The following is a 21,324-nucleotide window of genomic DNA, read 5'->3' as shown; positions in this document are numbered from 1 at the left end:
ATGGCTGCCCGCTACCGGTCTCCCCGACTCGCGAGCGCTTCGGGCGATTTGCGGGACGTGCGCAGCCAGGCAGCAATCGTGGCCAATTCCGACGACGCTGCCGTCTGGCGCTGGTTTTCTTCGTTGATGGACGATCGCCGGGTTCGTTGGTGTCACGCGACAGACCGATGGTTCGTCAGCGTCGACAACCGGCACGTCGCAACCGAGCCGAGCTTCGACAGCGCGATTCGCGCCGCCAAGGAGGCGGTGGAGAGAAGGGAGGGGCACGTCGCGGCCGGGTGATACGCCAATAGCGAAACCCGTCGCACCGTGCCGGTTACCTTACCCCATCGAGTACACCATTCGTAAATTAGCGATTTCGGCGGTTTTGGGTTGATGCAATTGCCGGAATTGGTCCGGCGCCGACCTTGCCAGAGGCATCGATAACTGCCCTGACTTACTCAGGCGTATCGAAACGACGCAGCCACAGGTTGCTTGTCAGCGGATTGAAGCGGACTTCGTCCGCGATGGAGCCGTAGTGCAACGAGCCGATGTCCTGCACGCGCAGCGAACGGATGGCATTGTTGACTTTCACGTACAGTTCGGGACGCGGGTCTGTCTGGGCTTTGCCCAGCGCGGGCCAATCGCCAGCGCGGATGGCGGTGCCCCACTCGTAGGGAAGCAGGGCAATACGATCATCGTTCAACTTGGCTTGCAGTTCTTCGGGCGTGCCCAGTGTGGCAATCCAGTGATGCGCCAGGAAGGTGTACCAGTTGAGATTGGAGTAGCCTTCGCGCCATTCTTCATTTCCCGTTGGCGGGCATAGATCAACCCCTCTGTACGCCCAGGCGGTCTCGTATTCGATGGTCTGGTAATCCTCCCAATCATGGCATTCCTGAATCCCTAAACCTGCCGCGCCATGAAGTGGACGTAGTAGCGCGCAACACTTAAGCAAGAAGCTCTCGAACCGAGCTTTTCCTTCCCCTCGAATCTCTTCTACAGGTAGATAAAAGCGGACAGTAGTGAATGTCTTGTGAACTCTCTCAAACCAACCAGCAGGCGAGAAGACGCTGAATGCATAGTCACTTACGTGCCCCAAGCTCAGCCTAGACATACATTTGAACTCGACGACATCCATTGGACTGGTGGCGACAATGTAGTCGCGGTAAGCATCGAAACCCATCTTCGAGAAGGGGCGAACGATCATGCGCTTATCTTCTCTATACCCCCCTTTCAGCTTATCGCCATAGAGCTCATGGTATAGAGAGAACGCCTCCGCAATGCCTTTGCGGCGTATCGGCAGATAGGCATCGACTAGGTGAAAGATGGCGACGATCCCCACCTGCTGCACGGGGAGCGTATTGTCGTCCTCGTCCATGAAAGTGAAGTACCAGCGTTCGGCATCGAACTCAGTAAAAAAATCAGTCATTGCTTGGTCTCCGGCGCATCCGGCCAGAACAGATAGAGTTGTTCCGTGCGTGATTGATAACGTTGGCTGGTCTCCCAGCATGGGGCCGCGTGCCTCCCTATAACGGCTTAACCAGACGCCAAGTAACGATTTGCCCGTTCACTTCGGGCAAGGGAACGTTGTGCATGAAGTTCTGCCGTCCCTGCGAGGGTTCCTCCTCGCATATCCAGATACCTGGCCAGGGGCAAGGCGTGCCCGAAGTCATGCGCATGAAAACGCGCTCGCTGGCTTTGACCTTGCCAGAGGCATCGATAACTGCCCTGATTTCCTCAGGCGTATCGAAACGACGCAACCACAGGTTGCTTGTCAGCGGATTGAAGCGGACCTCGCCCGCGATGGAGCCGTAGTGCAGCGAACCGATGTCCTGCACGCGCAGCGAACGGATAGCGTTGTTGACCTTCACGTACAGTTCGGGACGCGGGTCTGTCTGGGCTTTGCCGAGCGCCGGCCAATCGCCAGCCCGGATGGCGGTACCCCACTCGTAGGGAAGCAGGGCAATACGATCATCGTTCAACTTGGCTTGCAGTTCTTCGGGCATGCCCAGCGTGGCAATCCAGTGATGGGCCAGGAAGGTGTACCAGTTGAGATTTAAATAGCCGTCGCGCCATCGCTTGTTTCCCGTTGGCGGGCATAGATCGACCCCTCTGTACGCCCAGGCCGTCTCGTATTCAAGGGTCTGGTAATCCTCCCAATCGTGGCATTCCTGAATCCCTAAGCCGGCCGCTCCATGAAGAGGGCGAAGCAATTCACAACATTTCAATAAGAATCTCTCGAGTCGATCTCTCCCTTCCTCCAGAAGTTCCTCTACGGGTAAATAGATCCGTACAGTGGTATATCTCTTATGGACTTTCTCATACCAACCAGCGGGCGAGAAGACGCTGAATCCATAGTCACTTACGTGCCGAAAGCTCAGCCTAGACATACATTTGAACTCGACGACATTCATCGGGCTGGTATCCACGATGTAGTCGCGATAGGCTTCAAAGTCCATTTTGGAGAAGGGGCGAACGATCATGCGCTTATCTCCACGATATCCGCCCTTCAGCTTGTCGCCATACAACTCGTGGTAAAGCGAGAACGCCTCCGCAATGCCTTTTCGGCGAACTGGCAAATAGGCATCAACCATATGAAAGATGGCGACGATCCCGACCTGCTGCACGGGGAGCGTATTGTCGTCCTCATCCATGAAAGTGAAGTACCAGCGTTCGGCATCGAACTCAGTAAAAAAATCAGTCATTGCTTGGTCTCCGGCGTATCCTGCCAGAACAGATAGAGTTGTTCCATGCGTGGTTGATAACGTTGGCTGGTCTCCCACTCGTGATAGGCCTCCCACTGGCGTTGTTGCTCCGGAGACAGCACAGGAGCCGAACTGCCATCCTCCGCCGTGGCATAGGCCACGAGGCCCCCGCCGCACCGGCCCCGCCAGCCAAGCGCGCCCAGTCGATAAGGCGGCTGTAGCGGACAACCTGGGGGCCTGCCCGGGCGCTCAGCATTGCCCCCGAGGTGGCGCCGCCGCCAGCGGTGGCTATCCCGGCTCCCAGTGCGGCACCGCCCACGGCGACGAACGGAGCAATCAGGGAGAGCTCAATCTGGGCGCGCGCCCGTGCCGCCTGGGCATTGGCCTCTCGCATATCGGGGCTTGCGCTCATCGTGGGGGTTCCGGACGGGGAGGGGTGGACTTCCAGAACTCGCCGGGCGGCCTGATGCTCGGCATCAACCAGACCGACCACCAGACCGTGCGGATCGGCCGAAGCGCGCAAGGGGAGTGACAGTACTTGCGACACGGGTTTGTAGACCGGTTCTTTCTGAGCGGCAGTCATCCATTCCCGGCGCTGGCGCCTGTCCGCCTTGTCGCATCGGTCGGTATGCAGCAATCGAAATTTCTCGCTGCTACCAGCGATCTCTTCATAAGCTGCTTTTTGCTCATCAGAAAGCGAATCCCCGCCAAACTTCATTTCAATCACGCTGGCCAGATTGGGCTGACTGTATTGGGGTTTGCCTCCGACCGTATGGTTTATAACCCTCACCACATCAGGAATCCGTAATTGCCCCGTCTGCCCCGTCTGAACGTCCTGCCAAATCCCGTCCTCGACATTTGAAGGCAATGGCATTTCAATCATGTTCTCAAGTTCATCCAGACCTAATATGTCCACCACAACCTCAAGACTGCTGTACTCAGGAAACTGGCGGCTACTGATCCGCTTGTATTGGGAAAGCGGAAAGGAGCTCGGTCTATGTGGCTGTTTCTTGCTCATGATGGGAGCCGGCGGTGTCTTTGTCATGTCGTAGCCGACCTCGGCGCAATAAGGCCATCGATACTCAAAGAGTTCGTTATCTACCCGAATCATCAGTGCGACCGTGCGTTGATACATCGGAGCCTCATCGCCAGCGCGCCGGTACGGATTCGCTCTGGCATAGCGCGCCTTTTCGCATAGGTACCAAAGGTCAAGGGGGTTGGTCACGGGTAGCACTTGGCCTGATGCATCCGATTTGGTAGAGCCTCGGGTGCCTCCTCCCGGGTTCTTTTTTCCGGTACGTGACGTTTGGGGTGCCATGGTTCAGCCTGCCTCCTTGGTGGGGTTGCGAAGGAAATCCAGCGGATAGTCGCCAGCGCTGTCCCAATAGCTGGCATTCAGATGCAGGAGGTCATCCGGGTTCGGTATTGCGGAAACGTCGAGGGGTTCCCTTTCGTCACTGGTGACGACTTGTGTACGGCCCTGTTCGTCGGTACGCCCACGCAGAATGTCGCCACTTGCGCGGACAATCTCGTAGGCATGGTTCGGCAGGACGGCGTTCGTGCCTGCATCGCGCAACACGAAGTACTCCTGGAAGGGGCCAGGCAGGCCGGAGAATTGGCCCAATGTGGGCACCATCGTTCCAGGCCCCTTGAAGTTGTGATTTGCGGCCTTGACGGTGAAGGTGCCGGGCATCCCCATCTCGATATTGCCGCCGGCCATCTTGATGTAGGCGCCGCCACACAGCAGCGTGATGTGGTCCTCCGCGGACACCGTGACATGGTTGTTGTTGGCGCGAACCTCCACGCTCTTGTCCGCTTCGATTTGAATAGTGTTGTGCTGGGCCTGCAGAAGGAGCTGGCCGGTATGGGCGATATGTCGTATGTCGCCACGTTGAGCGAACGTACCGAGGCCATTCCCGGCGTTGACCACCACACGCTCGCCTGCCGTCAGTTGCAGATTTCTTTGGGCGGCAGCGTCCAGATGCTCACCTGCGCCGAAGGCGATGGAGCGGGGCGTGCCGGCGGCGATTCCGGCTGGCGCGGAGAGCGCCATGACCGGCTCTGCACCTTCACCGATGCCGCTGGCCTGGTCATTGGCGCCATGGCCCAGGTCACGTACCGATTCGGTCAGGTCTTGGCGTGGTTCGTGGTCATGGGGGATGCCCTGATGTTCTTCGGCGTAGTTGCCCAGACTGCGCGCCAGGTGCAGTGCGGCCTCCAGAACGGCGACGATTTCGGCGCGGTCGAGCTGGCCGCCCTGGGCGTCAGCTTGAGCCTCGGTGGTCAGCAGCAGGCCTTGCGCTGCGCGGAGCGCGCCATGCAAGTCGGTACGCAGCTCAAAGCCTTCGCCGCGCGGGGCACCGCCGCCCGGACGTGGGTGAGTGAGGAAACCCAGATGCAGGTGGCTGGCGCCGTGGTCGTTCATCAGTGCCGCGCTGATTTCTTCCATGGTGTCGTCCAGACGCAATTCGCTGGCGCGATGCCCTTTGTGCTCCTTGGTCTTGAGTGTGCTGAGCGTCTGGAACTTGGGCAGCTCGTAAGGAGGCGGGTTGGTAACGCGATACATCCGAGAGGCGATGAATGGCTGGTCCATATCGCCATTCAGGAAATCGACGATAACCTCCTGGCCGACACGCGGCAGGGTGATGTGACCCCACCGCAAGCCCGCCAGACTGCTGGTGGGCCGCAGCCAGCAAGAGCTGCGGTCATTGTTCTGGCCTTCCCGGTCCCACGGGAACTGCACCTTGACCCGGCCGTGTTCGTCAACGTGGAACTCCTCACCCTCGGGGCCGACCACGGTAGCCTCCTGGGGGCCGGGGATAGTCGGACGAGGTCGCGGCTCCGGGCGCCATTCGATGCGGTCGGGGACGATATGCGCCGTGTAGCTGTAGTGGGTGCCAAATTGGGCGTCGGCGCTTTCTTCAGCCTGACTGGTGTGCTGCTTACCGTGATGCTTCATCCATACCGGGCGCCAGCCGTGGTTCCACTCGTCGCGCGGGTGGTCAATGAGATTGAAGGCCACACCGGGTACCAGCCGCGGATCATCGCCTTCCACCACAGCCAACTGGGCGTCGCGACGCAGGCCACGCAGACGGTCGCGAGTGAAGGGGTGGCCGGCGGCGTCCTCCTTGTAGCGTCCAGGATAGTCGTAACGCTCGTAGTCCAGGTTTTGATGCCGGATGCCTTCGCCGAGCTGGGAATGCTCCTGTTGATAGCGCGGGTGCTTGAAGGTGTAGTCGCGCTGGGTCTGGCGGGCCGTGCGTACGTGTTCACCATAGGTGAAGCGGCGCAGGCCCGGCTCGGGCTGGTCGCCGCCTGGCGTAGGGTTGTAGCGCACCGGACCGCCTTGAACTTCACCGTGGATATAGAGGCGATCGCCGTGGATGAGTGCGCAACCTTCTTCACCATGCGCGAAGCGGTGAAAGAGGCCTTCCTCGGCAGCCAGACGCAGCGTGAAGTCCAAGTCCGTCTCGCCGGCCTGTACGCAATATTCGCGCTGTAGATGTTCTTCGGTCAGCCACTGCTCGTAGCGGGATATGCCGTGTTCCTTGAGCAGCGCTTGCAGAATTTCCGGAACGGATTGCCGCTGGAAGATGCGCCAGTCCGAGCATAGATCGAGGCGGGCCAGTGCCGGTTCAACCAGGGCGCGGTAGCGCGTCCTGCGAAAGCCTGTTTCCCCTTGAAAGAACGAACTGATGCGGCCGTGTACGTAACGCACCGGTTGCTCGCCATTCCAGATGATGAAGCGGGCCGCATTGTCCACGACCTGGTCGAAGCCGATTGCGGGGTTGTGACTGGCAAGATCGAGTTCGAGGAGGAAGGTTTCGGAGAGCGCTTCCGTCAGGTGGAACTCGATGACCTCAAAATCCTCACCGCCCACCACGGAGAAGGTGAAGCGCATTTGAGATTGATGGTTCATCGTTGCTGGCCTCCAGTCGTTGTGGGTTGGGCAAGGGACCCGTTTGTGGGCTGACGTCAAATCTCTCCACCCTTCGTGAGCCGGCACATGGCTTACATCAAGGGCTGCGAGCGCTGGTGTGACACGACGTGCGTCTCCAGAACCTGCTGGAACAACCGCACACCACGACGAACGACGTGATCTTGTGACGGAAGCGCCCATGACGCTCCGGGGCACGCCAACGCCGGAGAATCGCCGCAGGAGCGCCGAATGTCTATTGGACAAGTTCGAAATATCGCTGCGAAATTACCCTTCTACAGGGCTTTCGCATGAAGGGCCGTTAACAATCAAGGAGTTAGTCACACGGTTTGTTTTAAGATGGGTATCGAGGTTTACTGGGGCTTTGGGTAAATCTGGAAATGGCAGGCGTTTTGAGTATCGAGAAGTAATTCGGTAAACTAAAGAATCCGCGAGCGCGGTGGCGCCAGGTACGCCACGCTTGTGCATGGTCTGAACAGCCCGCTCAACGGAGACCGTATTCCACGATCGCGGCGGTGATCAGATTCAGGTCGCTAGCGCGGTAGCGCCGCGCCTCGAAACTGCGGTCGCGAATTTCCCCAAGCGATAGAAGAACACGGCGCGGGCCGCCATCGAACAGCGCCACACCATTCACGTAACGCGCGGCGTCCGAAGCGAGGGGTCGGCGACACGTTTCCACGAATCCCGGGGCGCGCATTCCTTGTCCGCTCGTTCGACTTTGCCAAGCGCGACCATCACCTGGTCCACCGACGGCATCGCGCCCGGTTCACCGATCGACAGTGCGTTCGGTGCGCCGCCGATCCCGCAGTGGTGACGCGACGTCGCGACGAAAATCATCACGGTCGGCCGCTGCAGCGCGTGCGCCATATGCACGAATCCGGTATCGACCCCCACCACGAGCGCGGCCCGGCCGATCGCCGCGCCCAGTTCGCGCACCGACATCGCGGGCAGCACGACCGCGCCCGGCGCGCGCGCCGCGATGTCCTGCGCATCGTCATGTTCGGCGGCCGAGCCCCACGGCAACATCACGCGCATGCCGCGCGCCATCATCCGCATCGCCAGTGCGGCCCAGTGATCCTGCGGCCATTTCTTGTCCGGATTGGAGGTCGCATGAAACAGCAGCATGAACGGCGCGCCGTCGGTCACCGCGGCCGGCAGGCTCACGTCCGGCGGCGCAACGATCCCGTATTCAGCGATGCCTTCGGGGACATAGCCCAGCGCCTCGCCGGCGCTCACCCGCATGCCGTGCCACGCGTCGCAGTCGGGGCGCGGGCCGAAGCGATGCGAATACGCGAAACGCGCGCCGGTCTCGCCGAGATCCTGGGTCTGATAGCCGACGCGGCGCGCAGCGCGCGCGAGCGCCGAAATGATCGCGCTCTTGTAAACGCCGTGCAGATCGATGACGGCATCGTAGCGGTGCGCGCGCAACGCGCCGATCGACGCGCAAATCGCCTTCAGATCGCCGATATTTCGGCCTTTCTTGAACCGCCGCAGCGGCGCGCCGAGCACATTGCTCACGCCCGGGTGCCAGCGAACGACCTCGGCACACGACTCGTCCACGGCCCAATCGACCGTCACGCCCGGAAAGGCGCGATGGAGATCCGCGACGACCGGCAGCGTCTGGACGACATCGCCTAGCGACGTCACCTTCACGATCAAAATGCGCTTCATTGCAATCATTGATTTTGCTTGCTGAACAACACGCCAAATATATTGAACCGGATATCCGCGAGGTCGGACCGCTGTCACTACGGTTGCAACTCGGCGGTTCAGGTGAGCGCGAAACGTTCCTGACCTCGGCGGTGACTGTTTGAATCCGCGGCAGGCTGCGCCTGGTGCTCACGCGCAGCTGCGTTCTTCCGACGCGAAGTTCGGCTTTCGTGGCGTCCAAGCGGTGAGAATGGTCCCGAGCACACTGATTTCACCGTCCGCGAGCAGCGTCTCGAGCGTTGCGTGATCGAGATGGCCGGAAATGGTGCTGGACGAAACATGGCTGATCGCGTGGTCCTCACATACCGTCTGGACGATCTGCGCAAACTCGGTCGATTCGATTCCGAACCTGTGCCTGGTCTCGAGCTTCTCGATGAACCGTTCCTCGCTGGGATCGACGTGGCCGTCCGCGATGAGCACCAGCGCGACGATGCGTGCGGCTGCCTGGGCGCTGTTGCGGGGATAGGTTCTCATGCTGCTGTTCCTTTGCGGGATCATTCCGCGTTGTTGAAGAGGCAACAGTTTCGATGGTTTGGATGATCGGAAAAACCAGTTAATTAAATAATAAGACTTCGGGAAAACCGAAGTGAGGAGGGCGGCTTCGGGATCAGGTGGGGCGCAGACCTTGATGGCAAGCGTAGCTCGGAAGCTGGGCGGGCAGTCGTGACGACATCGGAAGGCGCCAGGCACGATGTTGGTGCACGGCGGACTCGCAGCAAATCGGGAGAGTCGCGTCGGCTGTCGGAGGGCGTGTGCAGCACCGATAGCGCTGCATTGACCTTCCGCAGATTATTGCTGGTCGGGAAATACGGCACGGCGCGACTTCGACCTGGGGCGCGGTCATGCGCGTCGCGTGCGCAAGCCCGCTGCTCCCCTCGACCGATACATCGCGGACGTTGCACGGTTTCCGTCCGCGCACGGATAGAAGGCATTCTTCGGAATCGACGCCTGCCTGACTACGTACGGAACGGTAGGTACGTCACGGTGAATACGGCGGTGTCGAGAACCCGCTAGTGTCCTGTTCCGCTGATTCGCGAACAAAGTCGATGTAGCTTTTCGAGGATGGAGTCGGCTGACGCGGTCCAGACGAACGGTTTGCAGTTTTCGTTGTAGTGGGAAACGAATTGATCGATACGCTTGATCAGTTGTTTGACCGAGCCGAACGAGCCTCTACGGATCGCCTTGTCGGTGATCAACGCAAAGAATCGTTCGACCTGATTAAGCCACGAACTGTAGGTGGGAATGAAATGCATGTGCCAGCGGGGACGTGTGGCCAACCACGCCTTGACCTTCGGATGCTTGTGACTGCTGTAGTTGTCGACGATGCAATGTACGTCGAGTTCGGCCGGGACAGCCTTGTCGATTTCACGCAGGAACGACAGAAATTCCTGATGCCGGTGACGCGGCTTGCAAGTGGCGAGCACAGCGCCGTTGAGCACGTTCAGAGCGGCAAACAGTGTGGTGGTACCGTGACGAACGTAATCGTGCGTAACGCCTTCGACGTAGCCGAAGCCCATCGGCAACATGGGTTGCGTGCGCTCGAGCGCTTGACACTGACTCTTCTCGTCTACGCACAACACGAGGGCGTTCTCCGGCGGGCTCAGGTACAGGCCGACCACATCGCGCAGTTTCTCGATGAAGAACGGGTCGGTCGAGAGCTTGAAGCTTTCGCTGCGATGCGGTTGCAGGCCCAGCAGCTTGAAGTAGCGATGCACACTTGTCGGCGAGATGGCGGTCTCGGCCGCGATTGTACGCACGCTCCAGTGCGTGGAGCCATCCGTGGGTTTGGTGTGCAGAGTCTTATGAATCAGTTGAGCCAGTCGCTCGTCGTCGATCGTACGCGGCTTGCCGGGGCGTACCTCGTCATAGAGCCCATTGAGACGATGCTCCAGGAATCGCAGACGCCATTTGCCCACCGTGGAGCGCGTGACTTGAAGCCGCTGCGCGATCACGCTATTGGGCTCGCCGTCGGCCGCTGCCAGCACGATGCGCGCCCGCGAGACCAACGCTGCAGAAATCGAGCGAGAGCGTGCTATCGACATCAGTTCCGAGCGCTCGTCTTTGCTCAGCACCAGTTCCACCTTCGGTCGTCCCATGGCCATGCTGACGTCTCCCATTCCGTCGACGTCAACATGCTACGCGAACATAGTTCAGTTAACAACGGAACAGGACACTAGCCGCTGCCGGGTTCATCAAGCGCTTTCGACGTGCGAGCCGTTTTGCAGCAGCCTGCCGAATGCGTCCGCCTCACGCGGATGACCAAGCAAGAATCCCTGTACCTCGTCGCACATCAATATTTTGAGTTGTTCCAGCTGCGATGCGGTTTCAACACCCTCCGCGACCACATCCATTTTGAGCGTGTGCGCCAATGCAATGATTGCCCGAACGATCGCGCTACCTTCAGGGTTGTGCTTGTCGAGCTCATGGGTGAAAAAGCGGTCGATCTTCAACTGCTTCGCACGAAACCGTTGCAGGTAGCTCAGGCTCGAATAACCCGTGCCAAAGTCGTCGATCGCAACTTCAAAGCCATTTGCCTGGAACTCGTCGATCATCGCGGCCGTGTGTGCGGCGTCCTGCATTGCCACGGTTTCGGTAATCTCGAACATGAGCTGAGCGGGCTTCACGCCCTCGTCATTCAGGATCCCGAGGAAGTTCGACACCAGATCCGACTCGGCGATCTGTCGAGGCGACAGATTGATGGCGACCTGGAGAGCAGGCAATCCGTCTGCTCGCCAGCGTTTCAAGTGGCGGCACGCTTCCCGTACGACCCAGTTGCCGATTGGCACGATCTGCCCGGTGCGTTCCGCGATGGGGATGAACTCCGCCGGCATCAATGTACCGAGTTCCGGGTGGTTCAGCCGCAAGAGTGCTTCGGCGCCTGTCAGCGCGCCGCTGCTACCGTGAAATTTTGGCTGAAAACGGAGTTCGAAGTAGCCGGTGACCAAGGCTTCGTGCACCGCGCGCTGAACCTTCAACGTGCGATTGGCCGCCACGTTCATGTCGTCCTGGAAGAATCGGTACGTACTGCGGCCCGCGCGCTTGGCCTCATACATCGCCACGTCGGCATGCTTGAGCAGGAGTTCCACGGTCTCCCCGTCGCGCGGGTATAGCGCGATGCCGATACTCGGCGTGACTTGCAGCGGCTGCGCGTCGTTCCAGAGGCCCTCGCGCATGCGGTTCAGCACGTCTTGCGCCACACGCTCGACATCGTCGATGGACGAAATATTCTCCAGCAGAACGACAAATTCGTCGCCGCCGAGGCGCGCCACGGTGTCGCTGGCGCGCACGCATTGCTGCAACCGAAGCGCAAACGCCTTCAGCACCTCATCGCCCGCGGTGTGTCCAAGCGAATCGTTGATGGTCTTGAAACCGTCCAGGTCCATGAACAGCACCGCGAACTTGGCCTCGTAATGACGGTATGTGTGGATCGCATACTCGATGCGTTCCGTGAGCGTGCGGCGGTTCGGGAGGTCAGTCAGTTCATCGTACTGCGCCATGCGGACAATCTCGCCGTTAAGCCGCGATACGACACCCGCAAGAAACGAGGTCCGTGCGCCGAAGCGGCTGAGTATGAGCGTCACGATCAGGATTGCCAGCGTGGACAGCGTCACCGCCGTGGCGAGCAACGGCGTGGCGATCTGGTTGGTCGCGCCGCAGATCGAACCGGGCAGGAATGTCGCGGCGGCATTCGCCGTGTAGTGCATGCCCGTTATCGCGACGCCCATCACGCATGCGCCTGCGACTCGCTTGGCATTCAACTGGCGTTGATTTGCGGCGCTGAGGGATTGCGTGATCCAGAGTGCGGCGCCGGATGCAACGATCGCGATACCGATCGACGCGGCAACCAGCACGCCGTCGTAGGTGATGGCCGGCTGCATTTTCATCGCGGCGTCGCCGGTGTAATGCATGCCGGCAATGCCGAGTCCCATCAGGATCGCGCTGGCGACGAGACGTCCAGGCGACAGAGACGCGCGCGACACGATGTACAACGCAAACCACGACACAGCGACAGCGATAGCGAGCGACGCGCCCGTAATCGCGAAGTCGTAGCCGACCGGAATGGGCAGCGAAAATGACAATACGCCGATGAAGTGCATCGACCAGATGCCGATACCCATCGCGATGCCACCGCCGGCAATCCACCCCTGACGGTGCCGCTCATGGCTCAGCAGGGCAATCCGGCTGGAGAGGTCAAGTGCGGTGTAGGCCGCGAGCGTCGCGACCACCAGGGATAACGCGGCAAGCCAAGGGTTATAGGTACCGTGCACAATGAATTTTCCTGTTTTTCGCTACCGATAACGTGCGTGGCAGTCGAGCCTGGGTTTTGTTTTGGCGTGCATTATACGGGGCGTGATTGATGTTATCCGAGCGAGATTTGCTTCGTTCGATGGGGCGAGGGGCGGGATTTCGTCTGACTTATCGGGAAGCGCCGGCCGCCTCGAGCACGGGCTCCGTTTGTCAGAGATCAGATTGCCGCGCAGGCGGTGCAAGTATCAGGCGAAGCGAGGGCGGATGCGCTCGTCGAATTGAGTCGGCTTGCGTTTCGAAGCCGTTCAGGATTAATTCTTGGATGGGGGCAATAGCGCCGGATTCCGAGCATTCATCGTTGCGGACGACGGAACCAAGGATGTCGTTGCATGTTCGCGCTTGGCGCGCGGGATACGGCTTTTAGATACGGTCATGCCGGAAGTCGTCGCTGGAGATCATCCGGCTATCCAACGGCTGCGCATTGGGTGTTTGTAAGGGCCGCCGGCCGCTATCTCGCCTTCGTCGCAGCCGAACGGTTCCTTTCATCACTGACCTCGGCCGCCGTTCATGGCGGCCCGACCCGAACTGCATGCGCCGGTTCATTCAAGATGTCGAGAATGCCGCGTTGCCGACCTGTCTGCTGGAACGGACGTCACGCGCGTGCGTCCGCAATCCAGTCGCCGAACAACTGGCTCTTCTGCGGCTGTTCGCTCCCGCCCGGGTACACGAAGTAGTAACCCATTCCCGTTGACAGCGAGATGTCGAACGGCATCACGAGCCGGTGCGCCGCCACGCTTTCGCCCACCAGCGTCCGGTCGCCGATTGCGATGCCGTAACCGTCGATTGCCGCTTGCGTCGCGAGATCCAGCGTTTCGAAGCTCAACCCGCGCGTCGAATCGACGTGCGGCACGTCTGCATGGTCGAGCCACCGTTTCCAGTCCCGGTGATCGCGGGTCGGATGCAGCAGCGTATGGCCGGTCAGATCGTCGGGATCGGACAGTGGCTGCCGCTCGAGCAAGCCGGGCGCGCATACGGGCGTGAGTTGCTCTTCGAACAGCGGGATCGCATGCATGTCGGGGCCGGCGCCGGGCGCGTAGATCACCGCGGCATCGAACGGCTCCATGCGGAAATCGACGTGATGGCCCCACGTCGTCGTGATCTGCACCTGCAGTTCGGGGTGCTCGGCCTGGAACCGCATGATCCGCGGCAGCATCCATTGCATCATGCAGGTCGGCACCTTCAGCGCGAGCTCGGTGCGCCGGCGCGACAGGCGCACCGATACCTCTTCGATGCGCGCGAAGCTTTCGCGCACCGTCGGCAGCAGCAGTTCGCCTTCCGCCGTCAGCGTCAGGCCTTTCGGCGTGCGCTTGAACAGCGGGAACTGGTAGAAGCCCTCGAGCGCGAGGATCTGCCGGCTCACGGCACCCTGCGTCAGGCACAGCTGCTCGGCGGCACGTGTAAAGCTGCCGTGGCGGGCGACGATGTCGAAGATCTGCAGCGCGTTGAGGGAAGGAAGTCGTTTCATCGGAAGCGCGGATGTGGAAAGGGCGGCAGCATGGTTCAGTGCAGGATCTTCGCGAGGAAGTCCTTCGCGCGATCCGACTTCGGATTCGAGAAGAAATCGTCCTTGCGGTCGTCCTCGACGATCGCGCCCTTGTCCATGAAGATCACGCGATGCGCGACCTTCTTCGCGAAGCCCATCTCGTGCGTGACGACCATCATCGTCATCCCTTCCTGCGCGAGTTCGACCATCACGTCGAGCACTTCGTTGATCATCTCGGGATCGAGCGCGGACGTCGGTTCGTCGAACAGCATCGCGATCGGGTCCATCGACAGTGCGCGTGCGATCGCGACACGCTGCTGCTGACCGCCCGACAACTGGCCCGGATACTTGTGCGCATGCGCCTTCAGGCCGACGCGATCGAGCAGCTTCACGCCCTTCTCGTTCGCCTCGTCCTTGCCGCGGCCGAGCACCTTGACCTGCGCGAGCGTCAGGTTCTCGGTGATCGACAGGTGCGGAAACAACTCGAAATGCTGGAACACCATCCCGACCTTCGAGCGCAGCTTCGACAGGTTCGTCTTCTTGTCGCCGACCGACTGGCCGTTCACGCGGATCTCGCCTTGCTGGAACGGCTCGAGGCCGTTGACGGTCTTGATCAGCGTCGACTTGCCCGAGCCCGACGGACCGCACACGACGACCACCTCGCCTTTGTTGACCTCGGTCGTGCATTCGGTAAGGACCTGAAACTGGCCGTACCATTTCGAAACGTTGCTGATGGAAATCATGGAAGTACCTGCATCGTAATGAGGCGCGCGCGGCGCCGGTTCAACGCGCCTTCGCGACGCGATAGCGACGTTCGAGCGCGCGGGCGTACCACGTCAGCGGGAAGCACATCGCGAAGTAGAGCAGCGCGACCATCGCGTAGATCGGAAACGGCTTGAATACCGCGTTCGTGATGATGTTGCCGGTCTTGGTCAGTTCGGTCAGCCCGATGATCGACGTGAGCGCGGTGCTCTTCACCGCCTGCACGAGGAAACCGACGGTCGGCGGCAGCGCGATTTTCCACGCCTGCGGCCACACCACGTAGCGCAATTGCTGAATCCACGTCATGCCGAGGCTTGCCGCCGCACTCCACTGGCCGCGCGGTACCGCGTCGACGCAGCCGCGCCAGATGTCGGCCAGATAGGCGCTGGCGTTCAGCGTCAGCACGACGGACGCGGCGACCCACGGCGTCACGTCGACACCGACGAGCGGCAAGCCGAAGAAGCCGAGGAACAGTTGCATCAGCAACGGCGTGCCCTGGAACAGCTCGACGTACAGGATCACGAAGCGGCGCAGCGCCGGCGCCGGCGAGATGCGCATCGCGAGCAGCGCGAAGCCGGCGATGCCGCCGCCGACGAACGTGATCAGCGACAGCAGCACGGTCCAGCGCGCGGCGAGCAGCAGGTTCCATGCAATATCCTGGAGAGTGAATTCGATCATCGTGCACGTTCCGTCGACAGGCTGGTTTCAGGGGTGCGGGCGCGCCACGTCAGGCGGGCGATACAGGTTCGCCGCGGTGCGGCGACCGCGCCGTGCGGCGTGCGGCCCGAGAACAACCGCCGGCCGACGCGATTGAGCAGCATGCGCAGCGCGATCGACAGCAGCAGGTAGATTACCGTCACGACGATGTAGATCTCGAACGCACGGAAATTGCGCGACTGGATGAAGTTCGCCGCGTAGGTCAGGTCGGGCACCGAGATCTGCGAGACGACCGCCGAGCCGAGCATCACGATCAGCACCTGGCCGAGCAGCGCCGGGTACACGTTCGCAAGCGCCTGCGGCAGCACGACGTGACCGAACACCTGCCGGCCGTGCAGCCCGAGCGCCCGCGCGGCCTGCACTTGCCCGTGCGGCACCGATTCGATGCCGGCGCGCAGGATCTCGACCGCATACGCGCCCAGGTTGACCGTCATGGCCAGCACGGCCGCCTGGGCTTCGTCGATGTGTACGCCGATCGCCGGTAGTCCGAAGAAGATGAAGAACAACTGGACCAGAAACGGCGTATTGCGAATCAGCTCGACGTAGGCCGCGACGAGTGCGCGCGCCCAGCGCGGGCCGCCGAGCGCGGTCCATGCGCCGGCGGTGCCGATCAGGCCGCCGAGCGCGGTGGCGGCCGCGGTGAGGCCGAGCGTCACGCCGATGCTGCGCGCAAGCATGCCGGCGTAGAGGCCGAAATCGCTGAAGTCGAACACGTAGCTCATCGCGATGCCTTTCGTCGTGAATACGGGGCGGGGGCGGCGCGCATCACAGGTCGGCCGGCAGTGTCGCGTGCAGCCACTTCTGCGACAGCGTGTTCAGCGTGCCGCTCTTCTTTGCGCCGGCGATCGCGTCGTTGACCTTCTGCATCAGGCGCGCTTCGTTCTTGTTCAGGCCGACGTGATCGGGCGAGCTGAACAGCGAGAACTTCTGTTCCGGATCGATCGACGGATGACGCGCGATGATGGTTGCGCCGACGTCGTTGCCGACCACCAGCAGTTGCGCCTGTCCCGACAGGAACGCCGCGATCGCGCCGTTCGGGTCGTCGAAGCGCTTGATCGTCGCGCTCGGCGGCGCGACCTTGCTGACGCTCAGGTCCTCGAGCGTGCCGCGCGCGACGGCAACCGATTTGCCGGCGAGATCGGCGGTGCCCTTCACGGCGAGCGACTTCGGGCCGAACACCGCGAGATAGTACGGCGCGTACGCGTTCGAGAAGTCGATCACCTTCGCGCGCTCCGGCGTCTGCCCGACCGACAGCAGCATGTCGGTCTTGTGGTCGGCGAGATACGCCATCCGGTTGTCGCCGGTGACCTGCACGAGTTCGACTTTCGCATTCAGCGCCTTGCCGATCAGGTTGGCCATGTCGATGTCGTAGCCTTGCGGCTTCATGTCGGGCCCGATCGAACCGAACGGCGGATAGTCCTCGAACACGCCGATGCGCACGACGCCCGATTTCGCGATCGTGTCGAGCGCGTCGGCATGCGCGAGCGGCGCGAAGGCGGCGAGGCTCGCGGCGCCGGCACAGGCGCAGAGAAGGGCGGAGCGGGCGAGCAGGCGCTGCACGTGGCGAATGGCTTGGGTCGTTGCGTTCATGGCGAGATCCTCGTTGTTGCGCTGGAGAAAGGAAAGGGACATCAAGCGCCGCGTGCGGCGATGAGCTTGCATGCATGGGCCGGCAGTTCCGCGCGCACCGGCATGCCGACCTGCAGATCGGGCGTTTCGCGCGGCGTCGTCGCGGCCGTCAGCGTGAAACCGCGGCAATCGATCGTTGCCTCGATCGACGCGCCGACGTCACGCACGAACGTGATCGTGCCGGCGAGCGTATTCGATTCGGCGTGTTGTGCCGGCGCCGTGCGCACGCACACGTCCTCGGGACGGATCAGCAGGCGTACGGTATCTGCGGTGCGCGGTGCAGGCCGGATCGCGAGCCGCTGCCCGCCTGGCAGCACGATCGCGTCGTCGCCGTCGCACGAGACCGGCAGGATGTTGCCGAGGCCGATGAAGTCGGCGACGAATTCATTGACCGGGTCGCGATAGATGTCGAGCGGCCGGCCCACCTGCTGTATCCGGCCTTTCTCCATCACGACGATCTCGTCGGCCATCGTCATCGCTTCGCGCTGATCGTGCGTGACCATGATCGTCGTGATGCCGAGCCGTTGCTGGAGTAGCCGGATCTCGACCTGCATCGCCTCGCGCAGCTTCGCGTCGAGCGCCGACAACGGTTCGTCGAGCAGCAGCAGGCGCGGCGACGACGCGATCGCGCGTGCGATCGCGACGCGCTGGCGCTGGCCGCCCGACAGTTGCGTGACGAGCCGGTCGGCCATGTGCGGCAGCTGGATCAGCTCCAGCAGCTCGGCGACGCGCCGGGCCTGCGCGGCCTTGGCGGTCTTGCGCAGCCGCAGCGGATACGCGATGTTCTGCGCGACGGTCATGTGCGGAAACAGCGCGAGCGACTGAAACACCATCCCGAAGTCGCGCCGGTTGGCGGGTACCTGCGTGAGGTCGCGACCGGCGAACGTCAGCGTGCCGGAGGTCGGCGTTTCGAGGCCGGCGATGATCCGCATCAGCGTGGTCTTGCCGCAGCCGGACGGGCCGAGAAAGCAGACGAGCTTGCCGTCCGGCACCGACAGGTCGACGTGATCGACCGCATACGCTTGATGGAAGCGCTTCGTCACGTTCTGGAGGGTGAGCTGGGTCATGAGGATTCCTTACTCGGGCGGGAGCGGGGCAGTGCGGGCGTGAATGCGGGCGTCAGAGCGCGACGCCCTTGTCGCCGACGAGTTTTTCGAGCATCCAGATCAGCGCGAAGTCGATCGCGACCGTGAAGACGGCGAAGCAGAACACGGTTGGGTCGAGCGATGACACGGTGCGGCTGTAGAGCCAGACCGGCAGCGTCATCGTGTCGATGCTGTACAGGAAGAACGTCACCGTGAATTCGTTGAACGACACGATGAACGCGAACAGCATCCCGGCGAGAATGCCGGGCCGCATCAGCGGCAGCACGACGTCGACGAGCGCGCGGCGCGGGCTCGCGCCCATCAGGCACGCGGCTTCCTCGAAGTCGGGGCCGATCGCTGCGACCGAGGCCGCGCAGTTCTTCACGGTGAACGGCAGCGTCAGGATCACGTGCGCGACGACGAGCCGCACGATGCCGAGTTCGACCGGCAGCGCGTTGAACACGATCAGCAGCGCGAGGCCGAGCATCACGAGCGGATAGACGATCGGCAGCGCGACGAGCTGCTCGACGAGCGTCTTGCCGCGGAAGCGGTAGCGCGACAGTGCGTAAGCCGCGGGCACCGACACGGCGGTCGCGATCAGCATCGTCGCGACCGCGACGACGAGGCTCGTCGTCAGCGCGGCGCCCATCGACTGCGCGCTGCCCGCATCGGACGACACGAACGTCTGCCATGCGGCGCGATACCAGTGCAGGCTGAATTCGCGCGGCGGGAATTCGAGCGTGCCCGACGCGCCGAACGACATCGTGATCATCGTCAGGATCGGCAGTGCGGCGAGGAACAGCACGAGCGTCGCGAGCGCGCCGGTCGCGCGTCCGAGGCGGCCGGGCATCGGCGCGCGCAGGAGCAGGGCATTCATCGGTTCACCTCGTCGGTGCGTTGCAGGGTGCGCACGAGGCGCTGGGAAACCGCCATCACGACGAGCGTGGCGCCCATCAGCACGACGCCCGATGCCGATGCGGCGGGCCAGTTCAGCAGCGGTGCGACCTCGTCGTGCACGAGCACCGCGAGCATCGGCACACGCCGGCCGCCGAGCAGCAGCGGCACCGCGAACGCGCTGGCGTTGTACGCGAACACGAGCAGCGCACCGGAGACGAGGCCGGGCATCGCGAGCGGCAGCGTCACGTGCCACAGCGTCTGCCAGCGGCTCGCGCCGAGCGTCGCGGCGGCTTCGTCGTACGCGCGGGACACCGCGCGCAGCGCGCTCGACAGCGGCAGCACGGCGAGCGGGAACGCGGTCTGGATCAGGCCGAGCAGCACGCCGTGCTCGCGGTACAACAGTTGCAGCGGCCGCCCGATCATCCCGGTGGCGAGCAGCGTGCGGTTGAGCAAGCCGGCCGGGCCGAGCATCACGAGCCAGCCATACCCTTGCAGCAGCAGGTTCACGAGCAGCGGCAGCAGTACGCCGGCGAGCAGCAGCCGGCGCGCGAGCCGCGATTCGGTGCGTGCCATCGCGAGCGCGACGGGAATCGCGAGCAGCACCGCGCACACCATGCTCTGGAACGCGAGGCGCAGCGTAAGCCACAGCGACGTCGTGAAATACGGATCGGCAAGATCCGCGTAGTTCTGCAGCGTGAAGGTCCGCCATTCGTCGCCGGACACGCCGACGCTCATTCGCAACACCGTGAGCGTCGCGGCGGCCAGCACCGCGAGGAACGCGAGGATCGGTGCGAGCAGCAGCCACGGCGGTACGCCGGCGAGCGCGTGGGCGGTGTCGGGGCCGGCGCCGGCCGTTGCGGCGCCGGCCGGCCCTGCATCGCGGGAGGAGGACAGGGAGGCCATGTCGCTATGCCGAGAAGAGGCCCGTGTAGCGCTTGATCCACGCGGGCTGGACGGCCGCGAGCGCCTTGTCGTCGTGCAGCACGGCCTTCTCCGCGATCTGCTGCGGCGACGGCACGAACGCGCGGCTTTCCGCGGGAATCACGGCCTTGCCGTTCACGGGGCCGTTCAGCACGTCGGCTGCCATCCGGCCCTGCACGCCTGCGTCGAGCGAATGGTTGATGAACGCATGAATCAGGTCGAGGTCGCCCGGGTGCGCCTTCGGGATCACGGTGAACATCAGTTGCGTCGCGAAGCCTTCCTTCATCCCGTACGTCACGCCCATCTTGTAGTCGGGCTTGCGGATCTGGTCCGGGAAGAACGCGGGCGAATAGATGCCGCCGATGTCGAGCGAGCCGGTGCGGAACAGGTCGGCAACCTGGTTCGGGTTTTCACCGAGCGTCATCACGCGCTCCTTCAACTGCGCGAGCTTCCGGAATCCCGGCTCGATGTTCTGCTGCGAACCGCCGGCCAGCTTCGCGGCGATGATCGCGAGGTCGACCGCTTCGGCCCACTCGGGCGGCGGCAGGAACAGGCGGCCCGCATACTTCGGATCCCACAGTGCTTCGTAGCTCGATGGCGCGCTCTTCACGGTCGCGGTGTTGTAGATCAGCCCGTCCGACCAAAGCAGGTAGCCGATGCCGAAGCCGTTCGCACCGGTGCGGTATTGCGGCGCGACGTCCTTCAGGTTCGGCAGCCGGTTCAGGTCCGGCTTCGTGAGCAGGCCTGCATCGGCGAGCCCCGCCGCGCCCACGCCGGCGAGCGTGATGACATCGTAGGTCGGGCGTTCGCCCGCGGCCTTGACCTTCGCGACCATGCCCGACGTGCCGTCCGCGCGATCGGCGATCACGCGCGCACCTGTTTGCTTGCTGAAGGTTTCCGCGATGTTGCGCAGCGCGGCCGCGCCGGTATCGTCGGACCAGGTGAGCAGGCGCAGCGTCTTGCCGGCGAAGCTGCTCGACTGTGCCTTCGCAGTACTGATGAACGGCATCGGAAGGGCGGATGCAGCGAGTGCCGTGCCGAGGGTTTTGATCACCTGCCTTCTGCCCGCCTTGAAGTGTTGCATGGCCGTCTCCTGATGAACGATGCCGTGTGGTTCGATGCCGGCCGCCGAATGGCGGCACGGGTGTGGATGAACTGTAGGGAGGTCAAATTTCCGCAACAAACGAAATA

19 protein-coding genes and 1 pseudogene are annotated in these 21,324 nt (G+C 62.5%); 2 read left to right on the top strand and 18 right to left on the bottom strand.

Annotated features, from left to right (window positions below):
- The gene (locus O1Q03_RS29850) at positions 1–282 is read left to right on the top strand and encodes a hypothetical protein (protein ID WP_269507673.1); all 282 of its coding nucleotides are present in this window, start codon (positions 1–3) and stop codon (positions 280–282) included.
- 154 nt (positions 283–436) lie between these two features.
- Here O1Q03_RS29850 and O1Q03_RS29845 read toward each other — a convergent pair whose 3' ends face one another.
- From O1Q03_RS29845 to waaC, 6 genes and pseudogenes are all read right to left on the bottom strand, one after another.
- Positions 437–1,408 carry a type VI immunity family protein gene (locus O1Q03_RS29845; RefSeq protein ID WP_269507671.1) on the bottom strand — a complete coding sequence of 324 codons (972 nt, stop codon included), beginning with the start codon at positions 1,406–1,408 and terminating at the stop codon, positions 437–439.
- 97 nt (positions 1,409–1,505) lie between these two features.
- A complete protein-coding gene (locus tag O1Q03_RS29840) occupies positions 1,506–2,684 on the bottom strand; it encodes a type VI immunity family protein (protein ID WP_269507668.1) in 1,179 nt (392 codons plus the stop codon).
- Positions 2,677–3,819: a VRR-NUC domain-containing protein gene (locus O1Q03_RS29835; protein ID WP_269507665.1), complete on the bottom strand. Its 1,143-nt coding sequence runs from the start codon at positions 3,817–3,819 to the stop codon at positions 2,677–2,679. Before O1Q03_RS29835 ends, O1Q03_RS29840 begins: the two co-directional genes overlap by 8 nt.
- 186 nt (positions 3,820–4,005) lie before the next feature.
- Positions 4,006–6,603 carry a type VI secretion system Vgr family protein gene (locus tag O1Q03_RS29830; RefSeq protein ID WP_269507663.1) on the bottom strand — a complete coding sequence of 866 codons (2,598 nt, stop codon included), beginning with the start codon at positions 6,601–6,603 and terminating at the stop codon, positions 4,006–4,008.
- 471 nt (positions 6,604–7,074) lie between these two features.
- Positions 7,075–7,227 (bottom strand): annotated as a pseudogene (locus O1Q03_RS29825) (Tn3 family transposase); the annotation flags it as partial.
- Between the two features lie 24 nt (positions 7,228–7,251).
- Positions 7,252–8,292 carry a lipopolysaccharide heptosyltransferase I gene (waaC, locus tag O1Q03_RS29820; RefSeq protein WP_269507658.1) on the bottom strand — a complete coding sequence of 347 codons (1,041 nt, stop codon included), beginning with the start codon at positions 8,290–8,292 and terminating at the stop codon, positions 7,252–7,254.
- Here waaC and O1Q03_RS29815 point away from each other — a divergent pair.
- Positions 8,292–8,435, top strand: a complete 144-nt coding sequence (locus O1Q03_RS29815; RefSeq protein ID WP_269507656.1) for a hypothetical protein — start codon at positions 8,292–8,294, stop codon at positions 8,433–8,435. The genes waaC and O1Q03_RS29815 overlap by 1 nt on opposite strands.
- 25 nt (positions 8,436–8,460) lie before the next feature.
- On the opposite strand, the gene O1Q03_RS29810 is transcribed toward O1Q03_RS29815, so the two are convergent.
- From O1Q03_RS29810 to O1Q03_RS29755, 12 genes are all read right to left on the bottom strand, one after another.
- Entirely contained in the window at positions 8,461–8,805 is a 345-nt protein-coding gene (locus O1Q03_RS29810) for a TerB family tellurite resistance protein (protein WP_269507653.1), read from the bottom strand.
- Positions 8,806–9,341: 536 nt separating this feature from the next.
- A complete protein-coding gene (locus tag O1Q03_RS29805; protein ID WP_269507651.1) occupies positions 9,342–10,433 on the bottom strand; it encodes an IS630 family transposase in 1,092 nt (363 codons plus the stop codon).
- Between the two features lie 90 nt (positions 10,434–10,523).
- Entirely contained in the window at positions 10,524–12,599 is a 2,076-nt protein-coding gene (locus O1Q03_RS29800) for a putative bifunctional diguanylate cyclase/phosphodiesterase (RefSeq protein ID WP_269507649.1), read from the bottom strand.
- Between the two features lie 632 nt (positions 12,600–13,231).
- Entirely contained in the window at positions 13,232–14,104 is an 873-nt protein-coding gene (locus tag O1Q03_RS29795; protein WP_269507647.1) for a LysR substrate-binding domain-containing protein, read from the bottom strand.
- 35 nt (positions 14,105–14,139) lie between these two features.
- Positions 14,140–14,865: an amino acid ABC transporter ATP-binding protein gene (locus tag O1Q03_RS29790; RefSeq protein WP_269507646.1), complete on the bottom strand. Its 726-nt coding sequence runs from the start codon at positions 14,863–14,865 to the stop codon at positions 14,140–14,142.
- 40 nt (positions 14,866–14,905) lie between these two features.
- The gene (locus tag O1Q03_RS29785; RefSeq protein WP_269507645.1) at positions 14,906–15,562 is read right to left on the bottom strand and encodes an amino acid ABC transporter permease; all 657 of its coding nucleotides are present in this window, start codon (positions 15,560–15,562) and stop codon (positions 14,906–14,908) included.
- Complete coding sequence (locus O1Q03_RS29780; protein WP_269507643.1) at positions 15,559–16,323, bottom strand: amino acid ABC transporter permease; 765 nt, start codon at positions 16,321–16,323, stop codon at positions 15,559–15,561. The genes O1Q03_RS29785 and O1Q03_RS29780 overlap by 4 nt, the downstream gene beginning before the upstream one ends.
- 43 nt (positions 16,324–16,366) lie before the next feature.
- Positions 16,367–17,191, bottom strand: a complete 825-nt coding sequence (locus tag O1Q03_RS29775; RefSeq protein WP_269507641.1) for a transporter substrate-binding domain-containing protein — start codon at positions 17,189–17,191, stop codon at positions 16,367–16,369.
- A gap of 41 nt (positions 17,192–17,232) precedes the next feature.
- The gene (locus O1Q03_RS29770; protein WP_269507640.1) at positions 17,233–18,297 is read right to left on the bottom strand and encodes an ABC transporter ATP-binding protein; all 1,065 of its coding nucleotides are present in this window, start codon (positions 18,295–18,297) and stop codon (positions 17,233–17,235) included.
- 52 nt (positions 18,298–18,349) lie between these two features.
- The gene (locus tag O1Q03_RS29765) at positions 18,350–19,192 is read right to left on the bottom strand and encodes an ABC transporter permease (protein ID WP_269507639.1); all 843 of its coding nucleotides are present in this window, start codon (positions 19,190–19,192) and stop codon (positions 18,350–18,352) included.
- On the bottom strand, positions 19,189–20,115 hold the full coding sequence (locus O1Q03_RS29760; protein ID WP_269507638.1) for an ABC transporter permease: 927 nt from the start codon (positions 20,113–20,115) through the stop codon (positions 19,189–19,191). Before O1Q03_RS29760 ends, O1Q03_RS29765 begins: the two co-directional genes overlap by 4 nt.
- 4 nt (positions 20,116–20,119) lie before the next feature.
- Positions 20,120–21,217, bottom strand: a complete 1,098-nt coding sequence (locus O1Q03_RS29755; RefSeq protein ID WP_269507636.1) for an ABC transporter substrate-binding protein — start codon at positions 21,215–21,217, stop codon at positions 20,120–20,122.
- Between the last annotated feature and the right edge of the window lie 107 nt (positions 21,218–21,324).

The sequence above is a fragment of the Burkholderia sp. IMCC1007 genome (genome assembly GCF_027257875.1).
Classification (GTDB): domain Bacteria; phylum Pseudomonadota; class Gammaproteobacteria; order Burkholderiales; family Burkholderiaceae; genus Burkholderia.
The sequence above is the reverse complement of the archived record's forward strand: the minus strand, read 5'-3'. Positions and strand labels throughout refer to the sequence as shown.

Excerpts from the sequence above, each read along its gene's own strand:
- O1Q03_RS29790 (WP_269507646.1), bottom strand. The coding sequence starts at position 14,865 with ATGATTTCCATCAGCAACGTTTCGAAATGGTACGGCCAGTTTCAGGTC.
- O1Q03_RS29805 (WP_269507651.1), bottom strand. The coding sequence starts at position 10,433 with ATGGCCATGGGACGACCGAAGGTGGAACTGGTGCTGAGCAAAGACGAG.
- O1Q03_RS29785 (WP_269507645.1), bottom strand. The coding sequence starts at position 15,562 with ATGATCGAATTCACTCTCCAGGATATTGCATGGAACCTGCTGCTCGCC.
- O1Q03_RS29755 (WP_269507636.1), bottom strand. The coding sequence starts at position 21,217 with ATGCAACACTTCAAGGCGGGCAGAAGGCAGGTGATCAAAACCCTCGGC.
- O1Q03_RS29830 (WP_269507663.1), bottom strand. The coding sequence starts at position 6,603 with ATGAACCATCAATCTCAAATGCGCTTCACCTTCTCCGTGGTGGGCGGT.
- O1Q03_RS29780 (WP_269507643.1), bottom strand. The coding sequence starts at position 16,323 with ATGAGCTACGTGTTCGACTTCAGCGATTTCGGCCTCTACGCCGGCATG.
- O1Q03_RS29760 (WP_269507638.1), bottom strand. The coding sequence starts at position 20,115 with ATGGCCTCCCTGTCCTCCTCCCGCGATGCAGGGCCGGCCGGCGCCGCA.
- O1Q03_RS29770 (WP_269507640.1), bottom strand. The coding sequence starts at position 18,297 with ATGACCCAGCTCACCCTCCAGAACGTGACGAAGCGCTTCCATCAAGCG.
- O1Q03_RS29835 (WP_269507665.1), bottom strand. The coding sequence starts at position 3,819 with ATGTATCAACGCACGGTCGCACTGATGATTCGGGTAGATAACGAACTC.
- O1Q03_RS29845 (WP_269507671.1), bottom strand. The coding sequence starts at position 1,408 with ATGACTGATTTTTTTACTGAGTTCGATGCCGAACGCTGGTACTTCACT.
- waaC (WP_269507658.1), bottom strand. The coding sequence starts at position 8,292 with ATGAAGCGCATTTTGATCGTGAAGGTGACGTCGCTAGGCGATGTCGTC.
- O1Q03_RS29765 (WP_269507639.1), bottom strand. The coding sequence starts at position 19,192 with ATGAATGCCCTGCTCCTGCGCGCGCCGATGCCCGGCCGCCTCGGACGC.
- O1Q03_RS29810 (WP_269507653.1), bottom strand. The coding sequence starts at position 8,805 with ATGAGAACCTATCCCCGCAACAGCGCCCAGGCAGCCGCACGCATCGTC.
- O1Q03_RS29795 (WP_269507647.1), bottom strand. The coding sequence starts at position 14,104 with ATGAAACGACTTCCTTCCCTCAACGCGCTGCAGATCTTCGACATCGTC.
- O1Q03_RS29775 (WP_269507641.1), bottom strand. The coding sequence starts at position 17,191 with ATGAACGCAACGACCCAAGCCATTCGCCACGTGCAGCGCCTGCTCGCC.
- O1Q03_RS29840 (WP_269507668.1), bottom strand. The coding sequence starts at position 2,684 with ATGACTGATTTTTTTACTGAGTTCGATGCCGAACGCTGGTACTTCACT.
- O1Q03_RS29850 (WP_269507673.1), top strand. The coding sequence starts at position 1 with ATGGCTGCCCGCTACCGGTCTCCCCGACTCGCGAGCGCTTCGGGCGAT.